This window comes from Streptococcus sp. 27098_8_12, from assembly GCF_041432115.1.
Taxonomy (GTDB): domain Bacteria; phylum Bacillota; class Bacilli; order Lactobacillales; family Streptococcaceae; genus Streptococcus; species Streptococcus parasanguinis_V.
This window is the reverse complement of the sequence record NZ_JAPVZA010000003.1, coordinates 55,220-67,443: the sequence shown is the minus strand read 5'-3', so window position 1 is coordinate 67,443 and position 12,224 is coordinate 55,220. Positions and strand designations below refer to the sequence as shown.

Annotated in this window: 8 protein-coding genes; all 8 read left to right on the top strand. The window is 32.3% G+C overall.

Translation table 11 applies throughout. The features are described from left to right. Positions 1-108: 108 nt before the first annotated feature. Positions 109-822 carry an ABC transporter ATP-binding protein gene (locus O3629_RS01825; RefSeq protein WP_371608656.1) on the top strand — a complete coding sequence of 238 codons (714 nt, stop codon included), beginning with the start codon at positions 109-111 and terminating at the stop codon, positions 820-822. A gap of 26 nt (positions 823-848) precedes the next feature. Next, positions 849-2,531, top strand: coding sequence for an ABC transporter ATP-binding protein (locus tag O3629_RS01820; protein WP_046165602.1), 1,683 nt, complete (start codon positions 849-851; stop codon positions 2,529-2,531). Positions 2,532-3,019: 488 nt separating this feature from the next. Beyond that, positions 3,020-4,279: a site-specific integrase gene (locus tag O3629_RS01815; RefSeq protein WP_037600646.1), complete on the top strand. Its 1,260-nt coding sequence runs from the start codon at positions 3,020-3,022 to the stop codon at positions 4,277-4,279. Positions 4,280-4,291: 12 nt separating this feature from the next. Beyond that, positions 4,292-6,145 carry a hypothetical protein gene (locus O3629_RS01810; protein ID WP_371608638.1) on the top strand — a complete coding sequence of 618 codons (1,854 nt, stop codon included), beginning with the start codon at positions 4,292-4,294 and terminating at the stop codon, positions 6,143-6,145. After that, positions 6,142-7,818, top strand: a complete 1,677-nt coding sequence (locus O3629_RS01805) for a hypothetical protein (RefSeq protein WP_046165600.1) — start codon at positions 6,142-6,144, stop codon at positions 7,816-7,818. The genes O3629_RS01810 and O3629_RS01805 overlap by 4 nt, the downstream gene beginning before the upstream one ends. After that, positions 7,796-8,521 carry a hypothetical protein gene (locus O3629_RS01800; RefSeq protein WP_037603289.1) on the top strand — a complete coding sequence of 242 codons (726 nt, stop codon included), beginning with the start codon at positions 7,796-7,798 and terminating at the stop codon, positions 8,519-8,521. The genes O3629_RS01805 and O3629_RS01800 overlap by 23 nt, the downstream gene beginning before the upstream one ends. Before the next feature lie 9 nt (positions 8,522-8,530). Continuing rightward, positions 8,531-10,807, top strand: coding sequence for a zinc-ribbon domain-containing protein (locus O3629_RS01795; protein WP_037603287.1), 2,277 nt, complete (start codon positions 8,531-8,533; stop codon positions 10,805-10,807). A 319-nt stretch (positions 10,808-11,126) separates the two neighbouring features. Next, positions 11,127-12,197, top strand: coding sequence for a tyrosine recombinase XerS (gene xerS, locus O3629_RS01790; RefSeq protein WP_195487603.1), 1,071 nt, complete (start codon positions 11,127-11,129; stop codon positions 12,195-12,197). Positions 12,198-12,224: the final 27 nt, after the last annotated feature.

Below are 12,224 nucleotides of genomic sequence, written 5' to 3'. Positions count from 1 at the left end.
GATAATTCCTTAATGATTTCTATAAAAAAAGAGACTGTATAAATTAGTATTTATGCTCTGGGAGAAAAATTCTTGCATTTAAAACTGGATATAGAAAGAGAGATAGAAATGAGAAATATTGTTGAAATAAAAGAAGTTTTTAAAACAATTGATAAAGAAGAAATTTTAAGTGGTATCAACCTTCAAATTGCTGAAGGAGAAATCTATGGTTTTCTAGGACCGAATGGTGCTGGAAAAACAACGTTAATGAAATGTATGTTATCCTTATCAACAATTACATCAGGTAGTATTGAAATTTTTGGGAAAAATCTACAAGAATACAGAGAAGAAATCCTAAGTCAGATTGGAAGTATTATTGAATCACCAATTTTTTATGATAACTGCACTGCAAAAGAAATTTTGGAAATTCACGCTCAGTATATGGGGAAAACTATTACTGAATCAGATATAATAAGAGCCTTAAGAATGGTCGGATTAAAAAATACGACTAAAAAAGTAAAAGATTTTTCGTTAGGAATGAGGCAAAGGCTTGGTTTAGCTCGTGCCTTTCTAACAAAACCTAAATTGTTAATTTTAGATGAGCCAATCAATGGTTTAGATCCAATAGGAATTCAAGAAATTCGAAATCTTTTGTTGTCGCTTTCTAAGGAGCATGGAATTACAATACTAATATCGAGTCATATATTATCGGAAATTTCACAGATAGCAGATAAAATTGGTTTTATCAAAAATGGAAAAATTGTAGAACAGGTCTCTATGAAAGAGATTAGGAGAGAGAATATTGACTTAGAAGAATATTTTATGTCACATTTTCTAAATTAAATTAAGAATTATGAGGTAGATTAAGGATGAAACAATTGATAAAGAACCATCAGAAGGCTTTTTATGCTTTCATGATATTTAATATACTGGTCCCTTTAACTAATATTGCTTTTGCTTATTCTATTAAAGGTATTATTGATAGTGGCATGTCTCAAAATAAAGAAGCCTTAACTCAAGCGGTACTAGTAGGAGCTATTGTTATTCTCATATATGCAGGGCTCAACTTTATATCTCTTCGATTGAAAAATAAACTTGTTAGGCAAATCATGTCAAGATACAAAAATAAGGTGTTCCAATCTATTTTAGATAGGGATTATAGAGACTTTTCTAAAGAAAAATCAGGGAAATTTATTTCTGTATTAACCGAAAATATGAAGAAAATTGAGCAAGATTATCTACACCAGTATTTTAATATTTCAAAAAACCTTTCCTTAATGATTTTTTCGCTCCTAGCTATGTTTATAGGTAATTGGTATTTGACCTTATTGGTTATCATTGCTAGCATTATTCCAATGATGATTTCTGGATTCATTGGACAAAAATCAGCTTATCTTCAAAAGAGTGCCATGATTGCAGATCAGAAGTATTTAGCTAAGGTTAAAGATATTTTAGCAGGATTTCTTGTTATTAAAAGTTTTAATGTGAAAGATGCTATCTGTGAGGATTATAGTTATGAAAGTGAAAAATTGGATGAGATATATTTTATAAAAGGAAAATTTGATGTTTTAGCAAATGTTATTTCACAGCTTTCAGGGATGATTGTTTTTTTGGTAGCTTTTGGTGGAGGGATGTACCTCGTATTTAATGGTTCTACCACAATTGGGAGTGTGACAGCTATTGTTCAACTAGTCAATTTTGTAGTAATGCCACTAAATGAAATTGGTATGGGAATGAGTAAATTTCGTGAAGGGCAAGCAACACTTAATGCATTTGAGGTAAAAGATGTAATTGGACTTCAGACTGGTGAAACGAAAGAATATTTCGATGATGTCATTTCTTTTTCAAATATAGACTTTTCTTACCCTAATGCTGAAGAAAAAATTTTTAATCATTTATCTTTGAAGATTCAAAAAGGGGAAAAAATTGCAATTGTAGGAATGTCAGGGAGTGGAAAATCAACTTTGCTCAATCTATTGCTGCGTTTTTATGATGTAACAAGTGGACATATTTCAATTGATAATCAAGATATACAAGCTATTTCAGCAGAGAGTCTTTATAACTTGATGACGATTGTTCAGCAAGATATTTATATCTTTGATGATACTTTAAGAGCAAATATTACTCTTAATCAATCCTTCACTGATGAGGAAATAAAGAAAGCTGTACAGCAGTCAGGTTTAGAAAGTTATGTTTTAGAAAATGAATTAGGTCTACAAGCTTTATGTGGAGAGAATGGATCAAATTTATCTGGCGGACAAAAACAAAGAGTTAGTATTGCGCGCGCCTTGATTCGAAAAACACCAATCTTATTATTGGATGAGGCTACTTCATCTTTGGATAATCAAGTAACTACTGAAATTGAAAGTTCAATCTTGGATATTAAAAATTTGACTGCACTTGTAGTAACCCACAAGTTGAATGAGAACATTTTGAAAAAATACGATAGAATTCTCTTTATGAAAGATGGCGTTATTGTTGAAGATGGTTCTTTCAGTGATTTGATGGATAGGAGAGGTGAGTTTTATAAGTTGTTTGAGTTGAGTGTGTAATTCTCTTTCATTTTATAGTATAATTTTATAAAACGCTCTAAAATCATTAAATTGATATAAAAGTGTTTTTTATTGTCAAAATATACAATTGAAAAAATTTCCAGTTTTTTTAAAATCACTTTCTTAGATGACAATTTAATCAAAATATGATATAATACAGAAAAAGTAAAAATAACAAAAGTAACTTACAGAAGTAAAAGAAAAAAAGTAAATAGATAGCCACGGCGGATATTCCTTTCATCGTTTAGAAGGAGTTGCTGTGGTTATCGTTGTTGCTGAGCTAATAAATTGCTCTTATTACTTAGATGAAGTTACTTTTATTATTGAATTAATTTAAATAATAATAACGATCAATGAAAGTACTCATCGATATTCCCTTTATGCAGTTTAGAGCACAAAGGAAAATGGTACTGATTTGATCGTTTTTTTGTGTATTGACATCATAAAACACAGTCAGAACCTTCAGTCATAATAAACAAGGAGATAACATGAGATTTGTTGTATATAAACATTCGCTAATTCTAGGTGATAATAATATCGTTACAAAGCAATTGATTGCACTCAAACATGATGATGGTACATTACAATTCACTGATTTTCATAGATATGTAAAATCTGCCACAAAGATTAAATCTATTTCAGACGATGGAAACAAACGATTTTCATACGTTGTTAAGTTTTTGAATTTTATCTACGGAACAGTTGGGGTTAACAATCTTGATCAACTAACTTTAGAAATGGTCAAGGAGTTTTTTATGCTTTATGGTTTAGGACAACTTCCAGAAGATAGAAAAAATAGAAAGAAAAGTACAGTCGAAAAATGTGTAAATGCAGTTCTTGATTTTTTAACTCTATACTTGAATGAACGAAAAGGAAAGGCTAATTTGAAGCCAGAAGACCTTTATTCTATCAATACATTCACTAATAGACGAGGTAGAGTCATTAAACGGAAAGAACTGAATTTTGAGATATTTGTTGATGATAGCAACGCACAGAAGTCAATTTTTAGAGATATGCCAAACAGCGCCTTTGAAATGCTCTTTGCTCACATTGCTCAATATCACAAGGATTTACTTATGGTTGTTGCTTTGGGAGCATTTGTTGGTTTGAGACCATCAGAAGCATGTAATGTAAGACGTGAAGATAGTCCTTTGGGAGCAGGTATCTTATTTCACCAAAGTGATAATCAAGTATTTAAGATTGAGATTGATCTGCGAAAAGAAATGCCCCTTAGAAGTGATTTAAAGCCAACTGGACGAATTAAAAAGGAAAGACTTCAAGCTGTACCTTATATCTTCTTGGAGGTCTTTTTAGACACTTATAATGACTATATGAGTTATCTAGAGGGTAAAAGGTATGAGAAAGATTTTGGTCCATTAAACCTTAACAAGCAGGGTAAAGCATTATCATACGATGTGTACTATCAACGATTTCGTAAGATTATTCGCGAAGAAATGATCCCAATATTTCTTAAATCTGATGACCCAGAGGTTGTCTTTTTTGGTCAACTCTTGCAAGAAAATAATATTTCACCCCATATCTTTAGGCACTGGTACACCACTCAATTAGTGTTGTCAGGCGTTAATGAAGTTAGTGAGCTGATGTCCGCTAGAGGGGACAATTCACCAGAAAGTGCTTGGGTATATTTACAAAATAAAGGAGAAATTGCAAAACAGTATGGTCAGGTGAACAATGGTGTTTTTGATTATATGAACTGGCAAGCAGAAAAATTATTTGGTGAACACTAGAAGGAGTAGCTGTTGGTAGTAGATTTAAAAAGTTATCTTGAAAGAATATTAGTCGAGTTAGGTGATGCTACAATAAAACACCGTGAGAAAGTCAGTGGATTTTTACTAGACAATGATTGGTTTGGTGTGTCTATAAATCTTGATGATTATACTATTACGGAAAAAGATGCTGAAGTTCTTAAAAATCACATCAAAGACTATCTAACAACACCTCCTGGAATTAAGAGTATGGAAGGAATCTTTTCAAAAAAATTCCCTTCTACAAATGAATTATTCGTTCAATTTGCTGAAGAAGAAAAACTGAGTGAAACAAATCGTTTCTATCTACTTGATTTTTTAGCATACTACTTAACAAAAGATTTGTTTCTATATAGTGATGCTGAAGTGGAGACCTTAGTAGAAGTAGCAACAAAAGTTCTCACAAAATATCTAGGTGATAATCTCATTCAATTTATTAAATGGCTACTCAATAAAGGTGTTACTCGTTATCGAGTGAGTTTTGAAATGACGAAGCGTTACACGATTGAGAGTGCAAATGGAGCGTATGAATTAGATGAATACCTTGAATTAATGTACTACCTATTCAACGAGGACTACATCATAAAAAATGATATGTTTTGTAAAGCAGCAAATTCAAAAAACTATGCAGATACATGGTTGTATCTAGGGTTACATTTTATTTGCGCACTAAGATCAACAGACTTGGAAAGATTAGGACATCCTAAATTAACAAGAGAACCATTAGAAGTTTTAGAAGCAGTAGTAGATGGAACTTGGAGTAGTAGTGAAGTTAGAAGGACTTTACTAAGTATTACAACAAGATTGACTTATTTAAACTTAACACCTAATAAAACAAAAAACGCTTCTAACGTTACTCAGCTAAAGTTTCACGTCCCAGAAAGTTGTCAGGTTCTTATTGGAACGTTATTGGCTATCTGTGAAGCACATTTTCAACTTCAAATACCATACAATGCAGAAAACCCATTAATCAGACGAATTAAAACTTATGAAAAGATTACTAGTTATATGGGGGAGGAAATCGGAAATTTATTTTTAGAGCGTAACTTTAGTAGTCGTTCTGCAAACAAGTCTTACTTACAATCTGTCGCAATGTTAGCAGATGACGTTCTTGAAGAAAAGTCAGAACTGAATATTAAAGGTTATTTTTTAGCAGCATTAGCTCGTAGCCATAAAGGTAATTTTAATGAATTTGCGCAAACTACAACAACGTATCTAAAAGATGCCCAACTTGGACAACGAAAACCTGAAATGGTTGCAAAAGAACTATTTGAGCGAGGCGTATTATCCATGATTCCGTCTATGCTCTTGACCATTGTAACTAGAGGAAAGTATAAAGAATTAAGTCCAAGCCAACAAACTCAAATGATTAAAAGTTTAGATCTAACACCAGTAGAAATTGAGAAAACGTTAGAATTGAGCATTAGGGCTGATTTGCGTTCTCAACAAGCTTTAAAAACTCTAGTTGAAAACAACGTTGAACCTGAACAATTACTGACAATCTGTCATCGAATTGGCAACGGAGAGGCTTTCTCTAAGCAGGGAGAAAGTATGTGTCTCTTATCTGCGTTAGGGAAACTATGCCCCTATGATGACCGTCAACATTGTGTAGGTTGCCAGTATGAATTGCAGACAAAATCTACTTTGCTTTTGTTAATCGGTGAGTTTAATCGGCTTAACAAGCAATACTCTAAACTAACAAATGACCTTGAGAGAGGTAAAGTTAGAGCAATTTTAGAAAAACAGATTAAACCATGCCTTACAGAAATGTTAGGAGCTTTATCAGAACAATATGGTGAAGCTGTATTGTCTGATTATGAGGATATTATTAAGGAGTTAGTCAGTTGAATAATCAATCAAAATTATTTCGTAAAGTAAATGAAATTATCCTGTTTGATGATAATATGATTGAAAGCGCAAAAGAATGTTTTCAAGATTATGTTGAAAAAGGGATTATATTAACCACCAATTTTGAAGAGAATAAATGGGTTACAACTAATGAATATTCTAATGTAAGCTTCGTTTTTAACTTGAATAAATTCCGATATAAAAGATTTTATGAACAAGTATTTCAATTATCTTTTGATGATTTTCTTACCTACTTAAAGAGTTTTTTAGTGCTATCTATGGAGCATCATGTTTTGATTTCACTTCAAACATTTTTAAGAGACATAAAGCGCTTGATCAAAGAAACAAGCTGGGATATAGATTTCAATGTGGAACATATTAAGATTTACAATCCCTCAATATGTATAGACTTTCTTTCTACACTACCATGTTTAGAGGATAATGAATTAACCCAATTGATTGAACAACTAGATGAACTTTTAACTGTTAGTTATCAACTGAACACTAAAAAACAACGAAAGTTAGCTCAATTTCAATCCTATTTTCTATTTAATGATATTTTAAACGACTATTGGGTTAAACCATTATCAGATGAAGAAAGATTGTTTTACTACCCTCTTTACTTATGGTGGCAAATAACAGCAGTAGTACCACTTAGACCAAGGGAATTTTTACTTACTCAAAGAAATTGTCTTACAGAAAAAGACGGAAAGTATTACTTAACTCTCAGACGAAATAACTTAAAAGGAAAAGACAAGGGAGTATCCCATAAAATTTCAGAGGATTATTATTTAACGACTTACGAAGTACCATTTAAGCTTGCGAGTGAGATTATAAATTATCTAGAACTAACCAAAGATTTATCATCTACACAGTTAGATACCCTTTTTGTGACAGACTCACATTATCGTAAATGGAAACGTGTTACAGGTACTAAAAATCGCTTTTTGACTTATAGTAACTTAAATACCATTTTAAAATATTTCTTTAATGAGGTCGTATCTCAACAGTATGGATATTTTGTCCATCATATCAACTTCCCAAATAAATTGGATGAACATGAGATTAATTTTATTCATATTGGAGATACTAGACACATTGCAATGATCAATCTGATAGCAGAAGGGGCTAGTCCTGTAACAGCAATGCTCTTAGCTGGACATGATAGTGTCACAACATCCTCACATTATTTTTCAAATCTGAGCCAGTTTATTGAATGTAGGAGCTATCAGCTTTATCGTAAATTAACAAACTCTCAAACGTCTTACGCTATAAGTAAGACTCAACATAAATACACCGTTAATAAAAACTATGTTTCTCTTGATAATAAGGGCAGATGTTATTCACCTCGATTTGCAGAAGGTGATTATTCAGACTGCCTTAAAGTCATTAGCTCACATGCAGAGCTTGGTGCTTGCACTAGTTGTCCATTTTACAGAAAAGCTGGAAAAGATTATTTTTCTATGGATAAATCCTTTAAGAAATCAATTGATGAGGAGGCTTTAATTGTAGATGAGGCTATAAAAAGAGTTCGACGAGGAAAGGGAAATATAGAAGATATTGGTGAGGCGTTATTAAAACTTAAAACCGTTAGTCATTCTTATCAAGAATATCTAACTGAAAAACAATTATCTTTGCAGGAGTTCTCAAATGGCGAGAAAGAAGTATATTGATAATCAAGAATTGCTATCGTTATTTGAACATTATTTACTGGAACATTGTTCGAATAATCCTAGACTATTCAAAATTCCACAGTTTGGAAATTACCTCAGAAGCAACGGATTTCCTCAAGTTGCAGACACAACGATTAGAAGAAACAAAGAATTTAGACAAGCCCTTAATGATAAATTGGAACTATTTGAGGACGACACCTATCAAACAGTTATAACGTATAAAACTCTAGATGTAGAACGTTTCTTAATGACCAATAGAACCCCTAAAGCAATCAAATCAGCATTGATGGAACTTAACAATTATTATAAAAGAGTTGTTGATGCAGCAATAGAATATAAGGAAGAAGCAAATAAGCTTAAAACAAGAGTTTCAGAGTTAAAAAATGAGGTAGCACAGCTTAATGAAAACAATACTGAGATTAAAGAGCAGACAGCGTTAAATAAAGAATTATTAGAAGAAAACAAAAAGTTAAGGAATCTTCTTAAAACTAGTTTGTATCCTGATATTGCAAATGAATTATTAAAAGAAGAAGGCTTATTAAAATCTGATCAGCAACTTGTAACTAAGAAGTATCTAAGTGAAAATATTATCACCTCAGACTCGAAAATATCTTTTGAAAAGCATACTCATACTGAAAAGCAAACAATCAAAAGTAAGATTTTTGAAATTAAAGACTTACTGGATAACAAGACTAAGTATTAGGAGGAGAAAATGTCAGACTTAATCACTGATTTTCCAGCTTTATTGAACTATTGGGACTTTGACAAGAATATCAAAATAGATGTAGAAAAAATAACAGTTACCAGCAAAAAACACATTAACTGGAAATGTCCTACCTGTTCTTATGAATGGAAGGCAAGTGTAACAAAATCTTATAAAAATATCCAAAATCATTCAAAAATCTGTCCTGTATGTGAGCTTGGAGAAGTGTTCATAAAAGGGGAAAACTCTATATCTGCAAGGATTCCTAACTTTCTAAGGTACATAAACTTTCATTATGAAAATATAGAAACCATTCAGGAAGAGATTGATAATTTATCTTTTTCTTCAAAGAGGTTATTTCACTTCAAATGTCCTACCTGTCATGTTGGTTGGAAAGATGTAGCAAACACTTCTAAATTAATCAATAAACATAATCAAGAGCTTGTTCATGTCGGATGTAATGAAAGTATACATTTTGTACCTTACACTAAAGCATACCCTAATCTTCGGAAAATTTATCTTCCAGGGGAGCAAAACGATGTAGAGTTTAATGATTTGAAGTTAAATGACAATATTACAATCCCTAGAAATTGGAAATGCGACAAATGTGACAATATCTTTAAGTTGTCTATTGATCGGCTAATTTCAAGAATCAAAAGAGATGGTTTCTATTGTAATAACTGTAAAGCAACATTTGATACCGTAATTAAAGTGAAAGCCACCCCCCTATTGCATACAGATAGAAATCTTTTTAAGCAATTTATTCCAACTCTTGTAAAAAGTAATATGATTGATAGTTTATCCGATATCTTAGTAAGATGGCAGTGTTTTAAATGTCATGGTCAATATGAATGTAGTGTTATCAAAAGGCATTTTGAAGGCTGCCCTTATTGTGATAATAAATTGATGTTAAAAGGGTATAATACTTTACAAGAAACTCATCCATATTTAGAGAAATTTTGGGATAAAAGTAATGATAAATCTATTTCTGAATACTGGCATAAGTCTTCTGAATGTATAAATTGGAAATGTCCTTGTTGCAATGTAAATTTTCATTGCAGTCCTAATGAAATGATTTCAAGAACCGACTTAGAGAATAGTAATTTTCAAACTTGTCCTAATCATTGTGATTGGGATACACTTGTTTTTAACAATGATATACTCTATAATTTCCCAAAATTACAGGAAGAATGGAGCGAAAAAAATGGATTGCCTGTTCATTTAGCATTGAGCCACATTGAAACAAAAAAATATTGGTGGAAGTGTTCTGTTTGTCAAGGTGAATACCTTTGTTCAATTCCAATAAGAAAAGAAGTAATAAATAGCTGTCCATATTGTAATGATGAACAAGTATTAAAAGGTTATAATACAATTGCAGATACTTATCCTGAGTTGTGTGACCTTTGGAGTAGCAAGAATTTAGAAAAACCTGATGAGGTGACGAAATCGGCAGAATCCGAGAATAAAATATTTAATTGGATTTGTGATTGTTGTGATTTAGAATTTAAGGAGAGATTAGGGATTGTTCTAGGTGTGTTTACAAACAATAATTCTAATAGTCTCAACTCTATATGTCCTTACTGTAATAAAAAACTTCCTAAACCAAATGAAACACTAAGCTATGTTAAACCGTACTTAAACAATGAATGGGTAAAAGAACTGAATGGTGATATTGATATCTTCTTTTATGATTCAAATGCTTTAACCAATTGGGTTTGTCGAAAATGTCACAGAAGTTTTAAAGCAAAAATTTCTGAACGCCATGAAAATGACCAATGTTGTCCATATTGTTCTTTTAAGAAGACTGCAAAAGGTTATAATGATCTTGAAACAACACATCCTTGGTTAATTAAAGAATGGTCTTCAGTAAATAAACAAGAAATGTCTTCAGTAAGATTTAATTCAACATATACCGTATGGTGGAAATGTCCTGTATGCACTGGAGAATATCAGCAAGTCATAAAAGAAAAATATTACAGAGAAAATTCGTGCCCATATTGTAGGAATCAAAAAGTTTTAAAAGGATTTAATGACTTAGCAACGACACAACAAAGTCTAATGCCTGAGTGGGATTATTTGAATAACCTCCTAATAGCAAGCCCAACTGAAATTACAGAGTTGAGCAATCTGCCTGTATGGTGGATATGTCAAGAAAATCTTAATCACCGTTACAAAATTCAAGTAAAAGAAAGAATGGCATATAAAAAACGAAAAAAAAGAGCATGTTCCATTTGCAAAGGCCACAGAAGAAAGCAAGAACACTTTGTACAGTTAAAAAAAATATAGATAAATAAAAACACTCTAAATTTCATTAAATTGATATTAGAGTGTTTTTTTATTTTCAAAATGTACATTTGAAAAAATTTTAGTTTTCACTTAAATAAAGTACATTTTCACCTGAATTGAGAGTAGTAAAAAATTCCAGTGTTCACTTAAATAAAGTACATAATCGAGTATAATTGGCTTAAAAAATTTTTTTGGTTATGCTAGTGATACAAAACAGTCCTATATAAACCCTATAACATCTTTCCGAAAAACTATAATTTTCTTGAAAAATATATCTAGCTATGCTATACTACTAGTATAGAAAGATTTGGAGAAAAACATGAAACGCGAGATCTTATTAGAACGGATTGATAAACTCAAACAAGTCATGCCTTGGTACGTCTTAGAATATTACCAATCAAAACTGGCAGTTCCGTATAGTTTTACGACCTTATACGAATACTTAAAGGAATACGATCGATTTTTCACCTGGGTCTTGGAATCTGGTATATCAGATGCTGACACCATGGCTAATATCCCTTTAGAGGTTCTGGAGCACATGACCAAGAAAGACATGGAATCCTTTATCCTTTACTTACGTGAACGTCCTCTGCTCAATGCCAATACGACGAAAAACGGGGTTTCTCAAACAACCATTAACCGTACCCTTTCGGCACTTTCTAGTCTGTATAAATATTTGACTGAGGAAGTTGAAAACGAGCAAGGGGAACCTTATTTCTACCGTAATGTCATGAAGAAGGTTGCTACCAAGAAAAAGAAAGAAACCTTGGCGGCCCGAGCTGAAAATATCAAACAAAAGCTCTTTTTAGGTGATGAGACAGAAGGTTTCCTGAACTATATCGACCAGGAGTACCCTCAAACACTCTCCAATCGTGCCTTATCCTCCTTTAATAAGAATAAAGAACGAGATTTAGCCATTATCGCACTCCTTCTTGCCTCTGGTGTCCGTCTCTCTGAAGCAGTCAACTTGGACCTTCGTGACCTCAATCTTAAGATGATGGTCATTGACGTCACTCGAAAAGGTGGAAAAAGAGACTCAGTCAATGTGGCTGCCTTTGCTAAACCCTATTTAGAGCAATATCTTGCTATTCGAGACAAACGTTATAAGACAGAAAAGACTGATACAGCTCTCTTTCTAACTATGTATAGAGGTGTTCCAAATCGTATCGATGCTTCTAGTGTTGAAAAAATGGTCGCCAAGTATTCAGAAGACTTTAAAGTCCGCGTAACTCCCCATAAACTGCGCCATACTCTTGCAACCCGTCTCTATGATGCAACCAAATCCCAAGTTTTGGTCAGCCACCAGCTAGGACATGCTAGCACACAAGTTACCGACTTGTATACGCATATCGTTAATGACGAACAGAAAAATGCCTTGGATAGTTTATAAAATACATAACATAAATTATGTAATATT

Excerpts from the sequence above, each read along its gene's own strand:
- O3629_RS01815 (WP_037600646.1), top strand. The coding sequence starts at position 3,020 with ATGAGATTTGTTGTATATAAACATTCGCTAATTCTAGGTGATAATAAT.
- O3629_RS01820 (WP_046165602.1), top strand. The coding sequence starts at position 849 with ATGAAACAATTGATAAAGAACCATCAGAAGGCTTTTTATGCTTTCATG.
- xerS (WP_195487603.1), top strand. The coding sequence starts at position 11,127 with ATGAAACGCGAGATCTTATTAGAACGGATTGATAAACTCAAACAAGTC.
- O3629_RS01800 (WP_037603289.1), top strand. The coding sequence starts at position 7,796 with ATGGCGAGAAAGAAGTATATTGATAATCAAGAATTGCTATCGTTATTT.
- O3629_RS01825 (WP_371608656.1), top strand. The coding sequence starts at position 109 with ATGAGAAATATTGTTGAAATAAAAGAAGTTTTTAAAACAATTGATAAA.
- O3629_RS01795 (WP_037603287.1), top strand. The coding sequence starts at position 8,531 with ATGTCAGACTTAATCACTGATTTTCCAGCTTTATTGAACTATTGGGAC.